At 42.0% G+C, this 20060-nt stretch carries 17 protein-coding genes; 16 read left to right on the top strand and 1 reads right to left on the bottom strand.

Annotated features, from left to right (window positions below; genetic code table 11):
* Nucleotides 1-7 precede the first annotated feature (7 nt).
* Together pheS and pheT are read left to right on the top strand one after the other, a co-directional pair.
* Nucleotides 8-1045, top strand: a complete 1038-nt coding sequence (gene pheS / locus FGG79_RS11255) for a phenylalanine--tRNA ligase subunit alpha (RefSeq protein WP_138778317.1) — start codon at nt 8-10, stop codon at nt 1043-1045.
* A gap of 27 nt (nt 1046-1072) precedes the next feature.
* Nucleotides 1073-3487: a phenylalanine--tRNA ligase subunit beta gene (gene pheT / locus FGG79_RS11250; RefSeq protein WP_138778315.1), complete on the top strand. Its 2415-nt coding sequence runs from the start codon at nt 1073-1075 to the stop codon at nt 3485-3487.
* 242 nt (nt 3488-3729) lie between these two features.
* On the opposite strand, the gene rnhC is transcribed toward pheT, so the two are convergent.
* Nucleotides 3730-4653 (bottom strand): ribonuclease HIII, encoded by a 924-nt coding sequence (gene rnhC / locus FGG79_RS11245; protein WP_138778313.1) that lies wholly within the window; start codon nt 4651-4653, stop codon nt 3730-3732.
* A gap of 132 nt (nt 4654-4785) precedes the next feature.
* On the opposite strand from rnhC, the gene zapA reads away from it, so the two are divergent.
* The 14 genes from zapA (at nt 4786) to FGG79_RS11175 (ending at nt 20058) form a co-directional block, all read left to right on the top strand.
* The gene (zapA, locus tag FGG79_RS11240) at nt 4786-5046 is read left to right on the top strand and encodes a cell division protein ZapA (RefSeq protein WP_138778311.1); all 261 of its coding nucleotides are present in this window, start codon (nt 4786-4788) and stop codon (nt 5044-5046) included.
* A 6-nt stretch (nt 5047-5052) separates the two neighbouring features.
* Nucleotides 5053-5592: a CvpA family protein gene (locus FGG79_RS11235; RefSeq protein WP_138778309.1), complete on the top strand. Its 540-nt coding sequence runs from the start codon at nt 5053-5055 to the stop codon at nt 5590-5592.
* A gap of 210 nt (nt 5593-5802) precedes the next feature.
* Entirely contained in the window at nt 5803-7521 is a 1719-nt protein-coding gene (gene polX / locus FGG79_RS11230) for a DNA polymerase/3'-5' exonuclease PolX (protein WP_138778307.1), read from the top strand.
* A 20-nt stretch (nt 7522-7541) separates the two neighbouring features.
* Entirely contained in the window at nt 7542-9899 is a 2358-nt protein-coding gene (locus FGG79_RS11225) for an endonuclease MutS2 (protein ID WP_138778305.1), read from the top strand.
* A gap of 55 nt (nt 9900-9954) precedes the next feature.
* Entirely contained in the window at nt 9955-10362 is a 408-nt protein-coding gene (locus FGG79_RS11220; protein WP_138778303.1) for a DUF350 domain-containing protein, read from the top strand.
* Between the two features lie 330 nt (nt 10363-10692).
* The gene (locus FGG79_RS11215; protein ID WP_138778301.1) at nt 10693-12393 is read left to right on the top strand and encodes a long-chain-fatty-acid--CoA ligase; all 1701 of its coding nucleotides are present in this window, start codon (nt 10693-10695) and stop codon (nt 12391-12393) included.
* Nucleotides 12394-12528: 135 nt separating this feature from the next.
* On the top strand, nt 12529-13116 hold the full coding sequence (locus FGG79_RS11210) for a TetR/AcrR family transcriptional regulator (RefSeq protein ID WP_138778868.1): 588 nt from the start codon (nt 12529-12531) through the stop codon (nt 13114-13116).
* Nucleotides 13117-13137: 21 nt separating this feature from the next.
* Complete coding sequence (locus FGG79_RS11205) at nt 13138-13908, top strand: enoyl-CoA hydratase (RefSeq protein WP_138778299.1); 771 nt, start codon at nt 13138-13140, stop codon at nt 13906-13908.
* 140 nt (nt 13909-14048) lie between these two features.
* Nucleotides 14049-14822 (top strand): electron transfer flavoprotein subunit beta/FixA family protein, encoded by a 774-nt coding sequence (locus FGG79_RS11200; RefSeq protein ID WP_138778297.1) that lies wholly within the window; start codon nt 14049-14051, stop codon nt 14820-14822.
* 42 nt (nt 14823-14864) lie between these two features.
* The gene (locus tag FGG79_RS11195) at nt 14865-15845 is read left to right on the top strand and encodes an electron transfer flavoprotein subunit alpha/FixB family protein (RefSeq protein ID WP_138778295.1); all 981 of its coding nucleotides are present in this window, start codon (nt 14865-14867) and stop codon (nt 15843-15845) included.
* A 204-nt stretch (nt 15846-16049) separates the two neighbouring features.
* Entirely contained in the window at nt 16050-16364 is a 315-nt protein-coding gene (gene trxA, locus FGG79_RS11190; protein WP_138778293.1) for a thioredoxin, read from the top strand.
* A 477-nt stretch (nt 16365-16841) separates the two neighbouring features.
* Entirely contained in the window at nt 16842-18026 is a 1185-nt protein-coding gene (locus FGG79_RS11185) for a hypothetical protein (RefSeq protein WP_138778291.1), read from the top strand.
* Between the two features lie 168 nt (nt 18027-18194).
* Entirely contained in the window at nt 18195-19148 is a 954-nt protein-coding gene (locus FGG79_RS11180) for a GDP-mannose 4,6-dehydratase (RefSeq protein ID WP_138778289.1), read from the top strand.
* A complete protein-coding gene (locus FGG79_RS11175) occupies nt 19129-20058 on the top strand; it encodes a lysylphosphatidylglycerol synthase transmembrane domain-containing protein (protein WP_138778287.1) in 930 nt (309 codons plus the stop codon). Before FGG79_RS11180 ends, FGG79_RS11175 begins: the two co-directional genes overlap by 20 nt.
* Nucleotides 20059-20060 lie beyond the last annotated feature (2 nt).

Raw genomic sequence — 20060 nt, 5'->3', positions numbered from 1 at the left:
AAGAATAATGGAGGACAAATTACGTTCCCTTCAACAAGAAGCAATCGAAAAGGTTAATGAAGCAACTGATTTAAAAGAACTGAACACGATTCGTGTCGCTTATTTAGGTAAAAAAGGCCCTGTCACCGAAGCCTTAAAAGGCATGGGGAAACTTTCTGCAGAAGAACGCCCGAAAATGGGGGCCCTTGCGAATGAAGTTCGCGGAGCCATTACAGAAACCATTGAAGCCAAACAAGCCATTCTTGAAAAAGAGGCAGTAGAAAAGAAGCTGGCATCTGAAACGATTGATGTCACGTTACCAGGACGCCCTGTGAAAAAAGGGAATCATCATCCGCTCACGATGATTGTGGAAGAAATCGAAGATCTATTCATTGGGATGGGTTATACCGTCTCAGAAGGACCGGAAGTAGAAAAGGACTATTATAACTTTGAAGCCCTGAACCTTCCGAAGGGACATCCGGCTCGTGATATGCAGGATTCCTTCTATATAACAGAAGAGACACTACTGCGTACCCACACATCACCTGTACAGGCAAGAACGATGGAAATGGCCAAAGGAAAAGGGCCAATCAAAATCATTTGCCCAGGGAAAGTGTACCGACGAGATACGGATGACGCAACACACTCTCATCAATTCACACAAATCGAGGGACTTGTCATCGATGAAAACATCCGAATGAGTGATTTAAAAGGAACCTTGCAAGTGTTTGCCAAGAAAATGTTTGGTGAAGACCGTGAAATTCGCCTTCGTCCGAGTTTCTTCCCATTCACAGAACCTTCTGTAGAGATGGATATCTCCTGTAAAATATGTGGTGGAAAAGGATGCCGTGTATGTAAAGGGACTGGCTGGATTGAGATCCTTGGAGCAGGAATGGTTCATCCGAACGTTCTTGAGATGGCAGGATTCGATTCTAAGAAATACACAGGATTCGCATTCGGTATGGGACCTGAACGTATTGCCATGCTGAAGTACGGTATTGATGATATCCGTCATTTCTACACAAACGACACGCGCTTTGTGACCCAGTTCGGAACTCAAGAATAGAAGAAAATCGATAGGAGGTATTCACACATGTTTGTTTCATATAGATGGTTAGAAAATTATGTAGACTTATCAGGTACAACACCTGAAGAATTAGCAGAGAAGATTACCAGAAGTGGGATTGAAGTTGAAGGTGTTGAACGAATCGGGGAAGAGATCAAAAATGTGGTAGTCGGCCATGTCCTGCAATGTGAACCACACCCTGATGCGGATAAATTAAATAAATGCTTAGTGGATGTAGGGGAAGAAGAACCTGTACAAATCATTTGCGGGGCGCCAAATATAGCACAGGGTCAAAAAGTGGCTGTTGCGAAAGTAGGAGCGGTCCTACCTGGAAACTTCAAAATCAAAAAAGCCAAGCTTCGTGGTGAAGCGTCTCACGGTATGATCTGTTCCCTACAAGAGCTTGGAATCGAAGGCAAACTTGTACCAAAAGAACATGCAGAAGGGATCTATGTGTTCTCAGATGAAGCGGAAGTAGGCAGGAGTGCAGTTGAACTATTGAATCTTGACGATGCGATTTTAGAGCTTGGCTTAACACCCAATCGTTCTGACTGCTTAAGCATGCTGGGAGTGGCGTACGAAGTAGCTGCGATTCTGGACCGTGAAGTGAAGCTTCCGCAACCAACGGTACCTGAAGGAAGTGACAAAGCTTCTGATTACGTAACTGTAAAGGTAGAGGCGAAGGGAGACAATCCTCTATACGGAGCGAAAATCATTAAGAACGTCAAAATCGGTCCATCTCCTCTATGGATGCAAAACGCACTGATTTCAGCCGGTATCCGACCACATAATAATGTCGTTGATATTACGAACTATGTGCTATTGGAATATGGTCAACCCCTTCACGCTTTCGACTACGATCGTCTTGGGTCAAAGGAGATCCTTGTCCGTCGTGCGAAGGATGGAGAAACCTTCGTGACACTGGATGATGCAGAAAGAACCCTATCCAGCAGCCAGCTTGTCATCACAAATGGCACTGAGCCTGTTGCTCTAGCTGGAGTGATGGGAGGAGCGAACTCAGAAGTTCAGAATGATACAACGACGATTCTTCTCGAAGCAGCTTACTTCACTGGTCCGATTGTAAGGGGAGCTTCGAAAGACCACGGTCTACGAAGTGAAGCAAGCACTCGTTACGAGAAGGGAGTGGATCCTAACCGTGTTCTGAAAGCAGGAGAGAGAGCAGCTGGGCTGATGGCTGAATATGCTGAAGGTGAAGTTCTTGAAGGCACTGTCTTATTTAACGAAATGGACGTTGAACCGGTTAAAGTGGAGATTACGCTGGAAAAGATTAATTCTTCACTAGGAACATCGATTTCAGTTGAGACAGTGGAAGATATCTTCCGCCGTCTTCAATTTGATGGAGAGGTCAATGGAGAAACGTTCTCCGTAACAGCTCCTACAAGACGGGGAGACATTACCATCCCTGAAGATTTATTGGAGGAAGTGGCCCGTCTTTACGGCTATGATAACCTTCCGCTGACTCTTCCACAGGGAGAGTCAACGCCTGGTGGACTTTCAAATCATCAGTTAAAACGTCGTACGGTTCGCCGTTATTTAGAAGGGGCCGGACTCCTTCAAGCGATCACATATTCTTTAACAAACGACAAGAAAGCAACCCAATACGCACTGGACGTAAGAGAACCGGTCCGCTTATTAATGCCGATGAGTGAGGAACGCAGCAATCTTCGCTTAAGCATCATTCCACAGCTACTTGAAGTGGTTTCATACAATAAAGCACGCCAAAATGACTCTCTTGCCTTTTATGAAGTCGGATCTGTATTCTTAAATGAATCTGGTGAAGAGCTTCCCCGGGAAGAGGAGCATATTGCCGGAGCGCTTACAGGTTTATGGCATCTACACCCTTGGCAGGGAGAAAAGAAGCCGGTTGACTTCTTCGTAGCAAAAGGAATCTTGGAAGGACTGTTTGAAGAGATCGGTGTTGCAAACGCGATTTCATACCGCCAAGCAGCCGTAGATGGTATGCACCCAGGAAGAACAGCTGAAATACTCTTGGATCAAGAAGTGATAGGATTCGTCGGGGCCATCCATCCGGAAGCGGAAAAAGAATTGGATCTTAACGAAACCTATGTGTTCGAACTTAAGGCTTCACCCATCTTCCATTATGAAAAGCCGGCACTAAGTTACACGCCAATTCCACGTCACCCATCAATTACAAGAGATATCGCCCTTGTTGTCGATGCAGACGTGAAAGCAGGAGAAGTAGAATCCATCATTAAGGATGCAGGAGGAAAGCTTCTGAAGGAAGTTTCTGTCTTCGATCTTTATGAAGGAGAGCATATGGAAGCAGGGAAGAAATCCCTTGCCTTCTCATTGAAGTACTTCGATCCTGTGAAAACATTAACGGATGAAGAAGTAGTGAAAGTACATGATAAAGTGCTCGCAACAGTCAAAGAAAAAGCGGGAGCCGAGTTGAGAGGATAACCCGGTTCTGGTGAAGAGGTGTCAGACATTCGTCTGGCATCTTTTTTTATCTGATGTTTGCCTGTTGAAAATTGGAGGTATTTTGACAGGAGAAAGTAAGCTGAATTTTGATAGGAGAAAAAATGCGGATATTCAACAGGCAACAAAAAGTAGTATTTCAACTGCTAAATAATCAACAAAAATCAACAGCTAATTACCCAACAAACGAACAAAAGCCCCACCGGTATAGGGCGGGGCTTTCCTTATTTCTTTGCTAATTTTATCGCCTTTTCACTATTGGCAAAATGCCATTTCGTCATAGTTTTTAATTCTTCGATTCCTTTTCTCTTGATGATCTTGGCGGCAGCCACGTCTACATGGTTTCCTGCCCCTTTTGGTATGACGACACCTGCTTTTTCACTCAACTTGTCCATTTCCTTCAAAAAGGCGTAGCGGGCAATGATCGATGCAGCGGCAACTGCAAGGTGGATGCTTTCTCCTTTTGTGCTGAAGTAAACCCGTTCTTTCTGGATCTCCTTTTGGGCAGCTATGTGTTTGAAATATGTATTTTTTTCTACGAATTGATCAATCAAGATGCCTTCAGGCAGTTCCGGGGCCATTTTTTCTAACAGTTTAAGAATGGCCTGATTGTGGAGGAGAGCTTTCATTTTTCCCTGGGTCATTCCTTTTTCCTGCATCGCATTGTATTTAGGATTGTGCAGGATGAGCAGTGAGTAGGGAATAGTGGTAATTAAGTCCCTGGCTATTTTGGTGATTTGAGGATCAGATAAGTTTTTTGAATCTTTGACACCTAGTTCCTTCATGAGGGGGATATGCTCTTTCTTTACGTAAGCACTCACCACTGTGATCGGTCCGAAGAAATCACCTGTGCCGACTTCGTCTGATCCGACGACAGACCAGTTGGCGAAGTTATCAGGCAATGTCGTCGACCCTTTAGAAGGGGATTTCACCTTGGGAGACACGCTTGTTCCCCACTGACTTGATTCACCTTCTCCATTCGCCCCTTGAAATAACACTTTCCCGGATTTATAGGCGGTAACCGTACAACCCGTTGGCTTAGCTACAAATATGGCCCCTGGAGGCAGCTTATCTACTAACACCTGTTTGTAATGGTCTTTCATTTGGTCGATTGTTGCTTTCGTTGTCTGTATGACGGTATTGGCCACGTTTCTCTCTCCTTATGACAAAATTCTTGATTTTAATAAAAAATGTGAGCTAATATGACAAAATCCTTCCAACATCAAGATATTTCATGGTATGATTATGTGTAGGATTCTTATGAATGGGGGGCTTTCAGATTGTCTGAAGAACAAAAAAAACGCACCACTGTTGACATTTATGGTCAACAATATACGATTGTTGGGACTGAATCAACAAGTCAAATTCGATTTGTCTGTTCTAAAGTGGATGACAAAATGAGAGAAATAAACTCCATGAATCCGTCTCTCGACACAAGTAGGCTCGCCGTTTTGACAGCGGTGAATGCCGTGAATGATTATCTCAAACTGCAAGAGAAGTTTGAAGAGCTGGAACGAGAAATTAAACGATTAAAGGATTGAAATAAGATGCTAGATTTAGCTTTACTAATTATCCTTGTATTAGGATTTTTCATAGGTCTAAAGCGTGGATTCATTTTACAAGTCGTCCACATATTCGGATTTATTGTCTCTTTTATTGTAGCATACATATATTATGATCAGCTTGCACCTAAGCTAACATTGTGGATTCCTTATCCTGTATTGGACGAGCAATCAACTTTAAATATGATCTTTGAATCGACCCATTTAGATCAAGCATACTATCGGGTCATTGCGTTTGCGATGATTTTCTTCGCATCCCGCATCATTCTGCAGATTATTGGATCGATGCTTGACTTTGTTGCCCATCTTCCATTAATAAAGCAGTTAAATGTACTTGGCGGGGGGATATTAGGCTTTATTGAAGCATACTTAATGATTTTCATTCTATTATTTATTGCTGTATTATTGCCGATCGAGTCGGTTCAAACACTCATCAATAACTCGTTTATTGCGCAAGCGATGGTGAAACATACTCCTGTTTTCTCTGATATGGTGAAATCTTGGTGGATTGAATATGTAGGCTGAAAAAGGGCTGACTATAAGTATGCAACTCAGGTTCGTTAAGGATTCCTTAACGGAAAATGTTCATCTTATAAGTCAGTCTTTTTTCTTTTTATATCAATTTTGCTACTATATAGATGGAGTAGTTTGGCAGTTGAAAGAGTTTTCCGCTCTAATCAAACGTGTAGTATGCCATCTCTTATGTCACGAAACAGTCTAATTCTAAGATAGTAGGTGAATCTCTTGAATAAAAAAGATATTATAAAATTATTAGAAACAATTGGAATATATATGGAGTTAAAAGGTGAAAATTCGTTTAAAATATCTGCCTACCGAAAAGCGGCAGCAGCACTGGAGAATGATGACCGGAGTTTACAGGAAATCAGTGACTTCACGAAGCTCCCCGGAATCGGCAAAGGAACGGCTGGAGTCATTGAAGAGTACATAGAGAAAGGGTCGTCCTCTGTTCTTGAAGAGCTGAAAGAAGAGGTTCCTAAGGGACTGATCCCACTTATCCAATTGCCTGGTTTAGGTGGAAAGAAAATTGCGAAGCTGTATAGTGAGCTTGGAGTCGAAAGTATCGAGGACCTGGAAGAAGCGTGTAAGACAAATAAAATACAGGCATTGGCAGGCTTCGGCAAAAAGACCGAAGAGAAGATCCTTGCTTCCATTGAACAGGTTGGTAAGAGACCTGACCGCCTTCCGATTGGATTTATGATGGGAATAGCAGAAGAAATAGAAGGATATCTTTCCGAGATGGATAGTATTCAAACATATTCGAGGGCTGGAAGCTTAAGGAGAATGAGGGAAACGATCAAGGATCTGGATTTCATTATCTCAACAGAGCAACCTGAAGCGGTAAAGGAAGGGTTGTTGAAACTACCCCATATCGTTGAAACCATTGCAGCAGGGGATACAAAGGTTTCTCTTACCCTTTCATACAAGTGGGATGTGAGCATAGATTTCAGAATCGTAAAGCCTGAAGAATTTGCTACGACCCTTCACCATTTTACAGGCTCAAAGGATCATAATGTCCGCATGCGTCAGCTGGCCAAAGAACGTGGTGAAAAGATTAGCGAATATGGTGTGGAGAATAATGAAACAGGCGAAATTAAGACCTTTAAAACAGAAGAAGAATTTTATCACCACTTTGACTTGCCATTGATTCCGCCTGAATTGAGGGAAGACGGTAGAGAAGTGGAAGACTTCCATAAGGATTATCCTATCCTTTCAATACAAGATATCCAAGGGGATCTTCATATGCACTCCACCTGGTCGGATGGTGCATTCTCGATTGAAGAAATGGTGGAAGCGTGCCGTTCTAAAGGGTATCAGTATATGGCGATCACAGACCACTCCAAGTATTTACGGGTGGCGAACGGACTTACAACCGAACGATTATTAAAACAAATAGAAGAAATCAAAGAAATCAATAAGAAGTATAATGATATTGAGGTTCTTTCAGGAATCGAAATGGATATACTTCCTGACGGCACATTGGACTATGAAGATGAGGTTCTTGAAAAGGTGGATCTTGTGATCGCCTCGATCCATTCGAGCTTTTCACAATCTCAAGATAAAATCATGGAGAGGCTGACCACTGCCCTGAAAAGTGCCCATGTGGATATTATCGCTCATCCAACCGGAAGAATCATCGGTCGAAGAGAAGGCTATGACGTCGATATAGATCTTCTAATTCAACTTGCGAAAGAAACCGATACCGTTTTAGAGCTGAATGCAAACCCAAATAGGCTGGATCTATCTGCTGAAAATATTCGAAAGGCCCAGGATCAGAATGTGAAGCTTGTCATCAACACAGACGCTCACAGTACAGATCATCTTGAATTTATGGAAATAGGGGTCGGGACAGCTCGAAAAGGGTGGATCAAGAAAGACACGGTCATCAATACATGGGATAAACAAGAGCTAATCAAATTTATTAAGCGAAACTGATAAAAGGTGGAATATATTCCGTGAATGCTAAAGTATTAAAGACGCTAGAGTTTGACAAAATTAAAGAACTATTAAAGCAATATGCCGCATCTGCCCTGGGGCATGCAAGGGTTTCCGCTCTCATACCTTCTGTTGAGTTTGAGGAAATCATGTCTCTTCATGAAGAGACGGATGAGGCCATGACCATTCTCCGTTTGAAGGGTCATGCACCACTTGGGGGGATTTTTGATATACGTCCCCACGTCAAGCGTGCACAAATCGGCAGTATGCTATCTCCATCTGAATTCATTCAAGTGGCAAGCACAATCAGGGCAAGCAGGAAGATGACATTGTTTGTAGACGAGTTGTTGGAGGAAGAGGTGGATATTCCTCTGCTACAGGAGAAAATGGGTACGGTGATCCCCCTTCCTCACTTAGAACAGGATATCCGAAAAGTCGTGGATGAGAATGGTGAAATACTTGATACAGCAAGTGAAGCACTACGCTCGATCCGTACACAACTCCGTGCAAACGAAGGCCGGATCCGGGAGAAGCTAGAGCGGATGATCCGTTCTTCCAATGCTCAAAAAATGCTGTCCGATGCGATCATCACGATTCGGAACGACCGATACGTCATTCCTGTTAAACAGGAGTACAGGGGTCAATATGGTGGAATCATCCATGACCAATCATCTTCGGGACAAACCTTATTTATCGAGCCCGAGGCCATTGTCCAGCTGAATAATCAGCTCCGTGAACTCCGCTTAAAAGAACAAACGGAAATCGAAAAGATCCTCCTCGAGCTAACCGAAAGTGTACAAGAATCGGGAGAGGAATTGCTTTTGATTGTCAGCATCCTAGCAGACATTGATTTTATGTTCACAAAAGCGAAATTCGGGAGATCGATTAAAGGTTCGAAACCGAAGATCAACAATGAACGTCGAATCAAGTTGAATAAAGCCCGTCATCCCCTCCTACCGATCGATGAAGCAGTAGCGAATGATATCGAATTGGGGAATGAGTTTTCCTCGATTGTCATCACGGGACCGAATACGGGTGGGAAAACCGTTACTCTTAAAACCTTGGGCTTAACAAGCCTGATGGCGCAAGCTGGCCTTCCGATCCCGGCATTGGACGGATCTGAAGTTGGCATTTTTCGTACTGTTTATGCCGATATTGGAGACGAACAGTCTATTGAGCAAAGCTTAAGTACTTTCTCATCCCACATGGTCAACATCGTGGACATTCTGAAAAAGGTGGACCATGAGAGTTTAGTTCTGTTTGATGAGCTAGGGGCCGGTACAGACCCTCAAGAAGGTGCGGCATTAGCCATTTCCATTTTGGATGAAGTACATGCAACAGGTGCAAGGGTTGTAGCGACCACCCACTATCCTGAACTGAAAGCGTATGGATATAATCGTGAAGGAGTCGTGAATGCCAGTGTGGAATTTAATGTAGAAACATTAAGTCCTACCTATAAGCTACTGCTTGGCGTTCCGGGACGAAGTAACGCCTTTGAGATTTCAAAGCGACTGGGGCTTACTGATTCAGTCATTCATCGAGCAAAGTCACATATTGGGACCGATAGTAAAGAAGTGGAAAATATGATTGCATCACTAGAAGACAGCAGACGCCAGGGGGAACGAGAGCTTGAGGAAGCCCATGAGCTCTTAAGGCAAGCAGAGAAGATGCATAAAGATATGCAAAAACAAATGATGGAGTATTACGATAAGAAAGATACCCTTTACGAAAAAGCTCAACAAAAAGCAGCTGAAGTCGTTGAAAAGGCCAAGACTGAAGCTGAACAAGTGATTAAAGATTTACGGAAAATGCAACAGGAAAAATCAGCCCAGATCAAAGAGCATGAACTAATCCAAGCGAAAAAGCAGCTGGAAGAAGCAACTCCGAAGTTGAAGACGTCCGGTTTAAAGAAAAAAACCACTCAAACAACGCATGAGTTAAAACCGGGAGATGAAGTGAAAGTTCTAAGCTTTGATCAAAAAGGTCATTTGATTGAACGGGTGTCAGCTAAAGAATGGCAGGTTCAGATGGGGATTATGAAAATGAAAGTGAAAGAAGCTGATCTTGAATTTATTCAATCTCAACAAAAAGTCGAAACCAAACCAATGGCCACGGTGAAAGGGAAAGATTTCCACGTCAGCCTTGAACTTGATTTACGTGGAGAACGCTTTGAAAATGCATTATCTAGAGTGGAGAAATACATCGATGATGCGCTGCTTGCGGCTTATCCCCGTGTGTCTATCATTCACGGAAAAGGTACGGGAGCTTTAAGGCAAGGAGTGCAGGAGTACTTGAAAAATCACCGCTCGGTTAAAAGTATCCGGTTCGGGGATGCCGGTGAAGGTGGAACGGGTGTAACAGTCGTTCAGTTTAAGTAGGCCATGTCCATTACGTTTGAAAAAAAGTAAATAACAAAGTAAAGGGAGCTTTACGATGGAGAATTTTTGGGAAAATGAATTTGTTCAAACTGCAGGAAACTACAGCGTGGTCATCTTATGTATGGTTCTATTCCTGGCCGTCTTTGAACTGGTCACGAAGTATAGAAACTGGGAAGAAATTAAAAAAGGGAATATGGCTGTGGCCATGGCGACAGGAGGGAAAATATTTGGGATAGCAAATATTTTTCGACATTCGATCAGCCACAATGACACCATCCTAACAACAATAGGATGGGGTGTGTTCGGCTTTTTACTATTGCTGATTGGGTATTTCATTTATGAATTTCTCACACCGAAGTTTAGAATTGATGAAGAAATTGAAAATGATAATCGGGCTGTAGGTTTCATTTCATTGGCGATTTCAGTCGGGTTATCCTATGTAATAGGAGCCGGTATATCGTAAGGAGAGGGAATATGGAAACATTGGCGAAGGTTTTACTCACCCTATGTGGGGGCTTTATTCTAGTTGGCATCATTTATATAGTGTTCTTTACTTAATGGAAAACAGTTGTAAAGAAAGATAGAAATAATCTCAAAATAATAATATTGTACAATCAGACTGTCATATGGTTAATTAGGCAGTCTTTTTTCTTTGGAAAAAGGATTTGTAAGGAAGGTCAAGCTTCATTGATAGGATGAAAGTATCGAAGTCTGTTAATTCAAATTGTAACTGAGGTCACCTTATATTATAATAATAAATAGAAGGAATTTTCTAAAAAATCAATAAGGAGGGATTACAATGAACAAACCATGGCTTGCTGAATATCCAGCGGAGATACCAAACGAGCTAGTCCTCACCCCGAAACCATTACAATCCTATTTAACCGAAGCAGCAACTCTTTATGGGGATAAAGTAGCGATACAATTTATGGGCAAGGAACTGGGCTATACCGAATTATATGAGTCTGCTCTCAAATTCGCCCATTATCTTAAATCGTTAGGAATCAAGAAAGGCGACCGAGTGGCAATCATGCTTCCCAATACGCCTCAATCCGTCATTGCGTATTACGGAATCCTATACGCAGGTGGAGTTGTCGTACAAACCAACCCATTGTATATGGAGCGGGAAATTGAATATCAAATGAAGGACTCCGGTGCTAAGGTGATTCTTACATTAGATATTTTATATCCAAGAGTGTCGAAGGTGATGAAAGATACCGATCTCGAGCATATAATTGTAACCGCTATCAAAGATTACCTGCCATTTCCCAAGAACCTCATCTATCCATTTATTCAAAAGAAGCAGTATGGGATTGTCGTGAAAGTCAATCATTCCGGGCAGAACCATTTATTTACGGAAATCATGAAAACGTCGAAGCCTGAAATAACCACGGAAGAATTCGACTTCGAAAATGATTTAGCCCTTCTGCAATACACCGGCGGTACGACAGGGTTTCCTAAAGGAGTCATGCTGACACATAAAAACCTGGTAGCGAATGCTTCCATGTGTGACCTGTGGCTGTATAAGTGTAAGAAAGGGGAAGAAAGGATGCTCGGCATTCTTCCGTTCTTTCATGTATATGGCATGACTGCAGTACTGATTCTGTCGATCATGCAAGGATATAAGATGATCCTGCTTCCTAAATTTGATGCTGAAACGACGTTGAAGACGATTCAGAAACATAAGCCAACCCTATTTCCAGGTGCCCCTACGATCTATATTGGTCTCTTGAATCATCCGGATATTAAGAAGTATGATCTGTCATCGATTGATTCATGTCTTAGTGGAAGTGCACCATTACCCGTGGAAGTACAACAACAATTCGAGGAAGTCACTGGTGGGAAGCTCGTAGAAGGTTATGGCTTAACTGAATCATCCCCCGTCACGCATTCCAACTTCCTTTGGGATAAAGCGAGGATCAAGGGTAGCATCGGCGTACCATGGCCAGGTACGGACAGTGCAGTGTTTTCAATGGAAACGGGAGAACCTCTTCCCCCGAATGAAATCGGAGAAATTGTCGTCAAAGGACCACAGGTGATGAAGGGATATTGGAATCGACCTGAAGAAACGGAACAAACGTTAAAGGACGGCTGGCTGCTCACTGGTGATTTAGGATACATGGATGAGAAAGGCTATTTCTATATTGTCGATCGCAAGAAGGATATGATCATTGCCGGAGGGTTTAACATCTATCCGAGAGAAATCGAGGAGGTCCTCTATGAACATCCGGCCATCCAGGAAGTCGTGGCAGCAGGCGTCCCTGACCCTTACCGGGGAGAGACCGTGAAGGCATATGTTGTACTGAAAGAAGGAGAGTCCCTTACGGAAGAGGAACTCAATGAATATTCACGTAAATTCCTGGCTGCCTATAAAGTCCCACGGATTTATGAATTCAGAAAAGAACTCCCGAAAACAGCTGTAGGGAAAATTTTACGAAGGGCACTTGTAGAAGAAGAGCGTGAAAGAATAGATAATGAACAGAAAACAAGTTAAACTAGTACTCAATGGTTTTTCTTTTTGGTCCGGAAATGGACAGGGTGTCTATTCTTGACAATCGATGAGAAACATTTTATTATTAAAATATGAATGAACAGTCATTCATATTTTGTTAAGGCAGGTCAAGAACTTATGAAACGAAATAAACCTAAATACAAACAAATTATCGACGCTGCTGTGATTGTTATCGCTGAGAATGGGTATCATCAGGCACAAGTGTCAAAGATCGCGAAGCAAGCAGGAGTGGCCGATGGAACGATTTATCTTTATTTTAAAAATAAAGAAGATATCCTGATTTCTTTATTCGAAGAGAAGATGGTTCTCTTTGTCGAAAAAATTGAAGAAGTTATAGCAGGAAAACAGACAGTTTCAGAGAAATTATTAGTGATGATTGAAAATCATTGTAGAATACTGTCGGATGATCATCACCTGGCCATCGTTACACAGTTAGAATTGAGACAATCCAATAAGGATATCCGCTTGAAAGTTAATGACGTGTTAAAGGGCTATCTCCAATTAGTCGACAAAATATTGATCAGCGGAATTGAATCCGGGGAATTTTCTCAAGATCTAGATGTTCGCTTGGCACGCCAAATGATTTTTGGTACGTTGGATGAGAGTGCCACAACTTGGGTGATGAATGACCAGAAATATGACTTAGTAGCTCAAGTCCCTGCCATTCACAAGCTATTGATTCATGGATGTGGCGGCAGGAACTAAATTAGCATAGGGGGATAAGAGATGGAAAATTTATCATGGGAATTAGAGGGGCAAGTAGCAACGGTTCTGATTCAAAGACCCCCCGCTAATGCATTAGCGAGCGGGCTCATTAAAGAAATAGATGCCATGCTTGACGAACTGGAAAACAACGCAGATGTACGGGTGATCTTACTGAAAGGAGAAGGGCGCTTCTTTTCAGCAGGAGCTGACATCAAAGAATTCACGACTATCGAGACCGGTGAGGAATTCTCTAAATTGGCGAAAAAAGGCCAGGATGTTTTTGAACGGATGGAGAATTTTTCTAAGCCGATCATTGCAGCCATCCATGGGGCCGCTTTAGGCGGTGGATTAGAACTTGCCATGGGTTGTCACATCCGGTTAGTAAGTGAAAATGCGAAACTCGGACTACCAGAACTTCAATTGGGGCTTGTTCCTGGATTTGCTGGTTCTCAGCGACTACCGAAACTGGTAGGAAGAGCAAAAGCCGCTGAAATGCTGTTAACGAGTGAGCCAATCAGTGGAAATGAAGCTGTTCAGTGGGGTCTTGCCAATAAAGCATATCCTGAAGATCAACTTTTTGATAAAGCGAAGGAAATGGCCGATAAAATTGCCAAGAAAAGCCCTGGTGCGATGAAAGCAGCTATCGAGCTGCTAAGTTATACAAAAGATGATCGCTTCTATGAAGGCGTAATGAGAGAATCCGATCTTTTTGGTGAAATTTTTGTATCGAATGATGCCAAAGAAGGAATCTCAGCATTTGTAGAAAAGAGAGAACCGCACTTTAAAGGCTAGAATACATTCTAGTAATATAGTAAACTCTTAGTGAGGGGCAGTTTGAATGAAACATTTTTTCAAGCTGCCCATTCAAAGGGGTTAAATTGTCGAAATCTTTTTAAGGGAAAGAATGTTTACATTATTAGGAGGGACTACGGATGAACATCTATGTACTTTTGAAAAGAACGTTTGATACTGAGGAGAAAATTGCGATCCAAAACGGTCAAATTGCTGAAGATGGAGCGGAATTTATCATAAATCCTTACGATGAATATGCAGTGGAAGAAGCGATTCAAGTTCGCGACGCACATGGCGGAGAAGTAACTGTCGTAACGGTTGGCGGAGAAGAAAGCGAAAAGCAGCTGAGAACGGCATTAGCGATGGGTGCAGATAAAGCAGTCCTCATCAATACAGAAGATGATCTAGATCATGGAGATCAATTCACGACAGCCAAAATTCTTGCCCACTATTTAAAAGAGCAGGAAGTAGATTTAATCCTTGCAGGTAATGTTGCTATTGATGGCGGATCTGGACAAGTTGGACCACGTGTAGCAGAACAACTTGATATTCCTTATGTAACAACAATCACGAAACTGGAAATTGACGGTGAAACTGTAACAGTTACACGTGACGTAGAAGGGGATTCAGAAGTAATTGAAACAACTCTTCCACTTTTAGTAACAGCTCAACAAGGTTTGAACGAACCGCGATATCCATCACTTCCAGGAATCATGAAAGCGAAAAAGAAGCCTTTAGATGAAGTGGAATTGGATGACATCGATTTAGACGAAGATGATGTAGAAGCGAAGACCAAAACAATTGAAATCTACCTTCCACCGAAGAAGGAAGCAGGTAAAGTATTAGAAGGCGAATTGGATGCTCAAGTATCAGAACTTGTTTCACTTCTTCGCAATGAAGCGAAAGTTATATAAAGTAAAGTCACAGGAATAACTAACATTCAGGGGGTATTTAACATGGCGAGAAAAGTATTGGTACTTGGAGAAGTTCGGGACGGATCATTACGTAATGTTTCCTTTGAAGCCATTGCAGCTGGTAAAACAGTATCAGAAGGCGGAGAAGTAGTAGGTGTTTTAATCGGCAAAAGTGTAAGCGCTTTAGGTGAAGAAATGATTCACTTTGGTGCAGACAAAGTTGTGATCGTGGAAGACGACAAGTTGGAACAGTATACGTCAGATGGCTATTCTCAAGCGATTCTTTCGGTCATCGAACAAGAGAAGCCTGAAGGAATCATTTTCGGACATACTGCACTAGGGAAAGACTTATCACCTAAAGTGGCTAGCAAGCTGAGCACCGGATTGATATCTGATGCGACTGACCTTGAGGAAGCTGGAGGAAATCTCGTATTCACAAGACCGATTTATTCCGGGAAAGCATTTGAAAAGAAAATTGTCACTGACGGAGTGATCTTTGCAACAATCCGTCCAAATAACATCGAGCCATTAGCGAAAGATGATTCACGTTCAGGAGAAGTTTCTTCCCTTTCCGTTGATATCAAAGACCTACGCACGATTATTAAAGAGGTCGTTCGTAAAGCAAGCGAAGGTGTGGACCTTTCTGAAGCGAAAGTTGTCATTGCCGGTGGACGTGGAGTGAAGAGCGAAGATGGATTCAACCCGCTTAATGAACTAGCCGATGTTCTAGGTGGAGCAGTCGGTGCATCCCGCGGGGCATGTGATGCAGATTACTGTGACTATTCCTTACAGATTGGTCAAACAGGTAAAGTCGTAACGCCTGATCTTTATATCGCATGTGGTATTTCTGGAGCCATCCAGCATTTAGCTGGTATGTCGAATTCGAAAGTGATCGTGGCGATCAATAAAGATCCTGAAGCAAACATCTTTAACGTAGCCGATTATGGAATCGTTGGGGATTTATTTGAAGTCGTACCGATGCTTACAGAAGAATTCAAAAAGCTGAAGGTATCCTCTTCATAATCCTGCGTTTTACAGGAGCGGTTAGAGGGTAGACATATATTAAGGATAAGGGTGTAGCTGCTTCAATGGCTGCTCCTTATTTTTTTCTTCATTTGTATATTCCGTTTTGAGAAGGGAATATTACCTACGAGCAGATTAATGGCATCCCCAAATAAACGGTGATATACTAACGGTACATTCAAAGATTTTAGGAGGCGCATATAAATGGCAATTACACATGCTACTGATCAATCATTTTCAACTGATACAAATTCTGGACTGGTACTAGCGGATTTCTGGGCACCTTGGTGTGGACCATGCAAAATGATCGCTCCAGTTCTTGAAGAGCTAGATAGCGAAATGGGCGACAAAGTAAAAATCGTCAAAGTTGACGTAGATGAAAACCAAGAAACAGCAGGTAAATACGGGGTTATGAGTATCCCGACTCTAGTTGTCCTTAAAGATGGCGAAGTGGTGGACAAAGTAATCGGTTTCCAACCTAAGGAAGCACTTGCTGAATTATTGAACAAACATGCTTAATAACGAGTGACAGAAATACCGGGGCTGCGATTGTGGCTCCGGTTTTTTTTTGTGTTTTGGGAAGGGGGAGTTATACTTGATTGGAGGAATATGGTGTCACTGTTCACAATTTGGCCCGATAAACCCTAAAGGTGGCCCGATAAACTACAATAGTGGCCCGATAAACTCTGAAAGTGGCCCAATAAACTACAATAGTGGCCCAATAAACCTCATAAGCTACGCACCATACCCGCTTTCCGCACTGGTTTCATCTCTATTACCGCATTCCATTTAATATCTGAACGAACTCTACTAGTACTTCACACTTCTCCATCCGATCCTCGTCCCCGTACTGCTCCAGTATCATCCCATTTTTGACCAAATAAAACTTCCTTCACTAATCTGTCAAAAAACGTTGACTATGATAATCATTCTCGATATAATTTTAAATGGAATTGAAAATCATTATCATTTAACAACATTCGGGGGTTTATACATATGAAAAAGAGAGATTTAACCAAGATATTTGCTGCATTCTTACTGACAGGAACTGTGTTGGCAGGTTGCGGATCCGGCGAGAAGAATGAGGGGAAAGAAACATCCTCTTCATCCGGTGATACAGAACAGGTAGAAGAGGAAAGCGAAGCTGCAGAAGTTGATTTCCAAGCTGCATTTAAAGAAGCAAATGCTGAACTTGCGAACGCAAAAGAAGATGAAAAAGTTGATTATGATAAAGTGACTTCAATCTATGAAGATCAATTACAGGAACTAGTTCAAAAGCGTGACCAGGAGTTTGAAGACTCTGTTGATGAACATATTTCAACAGCACTTGCTGCAGGAAAAGACGGGTCCCTTGATCAAGTGGTAGTAGCTCAATTATTCGATAAATTAATGCAAAAGGTATTCTATACAACAGTGAAGCATGAATTCACTGAAATAGCTGAAAACTGGAGCAACAAAGAAGAAGTAAACGAAGAAATGGAAGAAGCAAAAGAATTTTATGAAATTCTTGAACCGACTGTACAAAAAAGGGATCAAGCTTATGGTACGAATATGGTTGATGCAATAAACGGAGGATTCCAGGAAATAGAGAAAGCGGTTGAAGAAGATGATGAACTGGGCTTCCAGCTTGGGAAACAAGTCGTTGATAAAACGTTAATGAAGACCTTTTATCTAGCTTCTGGGGCCATTCCTAACGGATATGCTACGAAAGCCTCTGAAGAAGCGAAAGAAAATCCTGAGGCTGCAAAAGCGGAGCAAGCAGAAGGCTGGGCATTCTATCAGTCTCTTGCCAGTTACTTATCAGGAAATGCACCTGAAGAAGCAGAATCCATCAACAAACAATTTGATCTGCAAACGGATGTGAAATCGATCGATCCTGAAGTGGTAAACCACGCATTTATTCGTGGGTTCTCTAAAATCGCCCTCCATGAATATGAAGAAAGCGAAGAGAATTGGGGAGAAGATAAATCTGTTATCACTGCCTTAGAAGGCGGATTGTTCATTGATCTTATTTCCTCAGATATCAAGTCTCTCATGGGGGAAGAGTCATATCAAGCCTTATCAACGGATGCTCAAAGCTACTTAGAAGCTGTTAAGTCACAAGATAAAGAAAAAGCAGAAACGGTAAGAACCAACATTGAAAAAATGTTGAATGATGTGATTGCGAAAGCGAATAAATAGTCATTTGGGTTGACCCTGATCAAGTGTGAGAAGGCTCCTTTTCAAGTTCGTATGAATTTGAAGAGGCAGTGCTTTTTGACGCAAAGGGGGTCAACCCTTTTTCACATTCTTATCAAAGTAAGATACAATATAAAATGATTAAATCGTAATGGTACGAGGTGTAAGAAATTGAAAATCATTATTACAGGTGGAGCCGGTTTTATTGGGTCCAATCTATCAAGGAAGCTGCTTGAAGAGCGTCATGAGTTATTACTAATAGATAGTTTTCATCCCTATTATTCCCAAGAGAGGAAAGAAAGACAGTTATCCTTTGTGCAAGACAAGGGTACAATTTCCTTCGTCCAAAAGGATTTGTTAGTTGATGAAGAAGAGCTGCAGGATGTATTTCATCAATTTAAAGCAGATTGCGTCATTCATTTAGCTGCTATTCCAGGGGTTTCCCATTCGTTACATGTCCCAAATGAATATGTAGACTATGATATCAAAGCTACGATTAACACGTTAAGGTTGGCTGGGGAAAGTGGCGTCAAGAAATTCTTATTTGCCTCATCCTCATCTGTTTATGGGAATATCGATCAAAGACCTTCCAAAGAGGACGATGCAACGGGAGCGGTCGTGTCTCCATATGCTGCTGCAAAGTATGGTGCCGAAGCTTTTTGCAAGGCGTATGCGTCCATTTATGACTTGGATTTGACGATACTTCGTTTCTTTACAGTGTATGGACCATGGGGGAGGCCTGACATGGCCATTTATTCTTTCATCAATAAACTTATGCATAGGCAGGAAATCCCGATTTACGGGCTTGAAAACAAGAGGGATTATACGTACATAGATGATATCGTGAGTGGTACCAGCAAGGCGATCGAAAGTAAGGAAACAGGGACATTTAATCTTGGAAATGGTCATCCCGTGTCCATGAGTGAATTGATAAGTGAACTAAAAATCCACTTTCCATCTCTTCAATTGAAGATTAGTGATAGGAGAGTCGGGGATGTCACTTCGACTTGGGCGGATATCGGAAAAGCGCAAGAGGTTCTAGGGTATTCTCCAGCGGTCTCATTTAGGGAAGGCATAAAGAGGACGGTTCAATGGATGAAAGAACATGAACAAAGCGTATTATAGACTCGTCATAAATGGCGTCCGAATCCTCCTTTTGAGTTTATTTTTCATTTTACTTTATGTTTATTTTGATAAAGAATATATGCTTGAAATAGGTAGGCAAATGCTCTCCCATTCGTTTACGATTATTATGATAGTGGGAATCTATTTCTTTTCGTTTCTCTTAAAAGGGGTCGCATGGAAAGTTTACCTGAATGCTAACGTAAGATTGACCAGCACTTTAATCGGATTGTTTTATAGTTTGCTGTTGAATCACTTATTGCCTTTGAAAGTTGGGGACGGGGTACGTGTCATGGTGATGAATCAACGTGAAAACATCAGTGTCGAGAGGTCATTCCATTCCGTGTTTGTGCTAAGGGTAATGGACACATTGTCTTTACTATTCTTGGTTGTACTGGGTTTCCCGTATTTTTCACTAGCCCTTAAGCTTCCCAGTTTGTATTCGATTGGTTTATTAGTTTGTTTCCTATTAGCTGGTGGGTTTGGCATTAGGATGATCTTCCCTGACTTGTTTAAAAGACATGTCAATATGCTGAAAGATGCCTTGAGAGGGGCAAGGGGTGTATGGATTACCGCCCTTATCCTCACAAGCTGGTTATTAGAGGGAGCGATTCTTTATGGTGTCGGAACAATCATGGGGAATCCGTTAGCCATTGGAGAAGCGGTTTGGGTCAATAGTGTAACCATCCTTGGACAGTTGTTTCAATTTGCTCCCGGAGGAATTGGTACGTATGAGTCTATTATGAGTTATACCTTACGCTCAATTGGGATTCCACTTGAGTATGGTCTTTCAATGGCATTGTTTAGTCATGGTTTAAAATTTCTTTTCTCCTATCTAGTAGGAGGAGTTGTAATAGTATTATCACCTGTTTCGATCAAACATATTAAACGTTGGATCAGGATGAAAGGATGAAT

The sequence above is a fragment of the Bacillus sp. BHET2 genome (genome assembly GCF_005938125.1).
Taxonomy (GTDB): Bacteria; Bacillota; Bacilli; order Bacillales; family Bacillaceae_B; genus Rossellomorea.
This window is presented reverse-complemented; position numbering and strand designations above follow the sequence as displayed.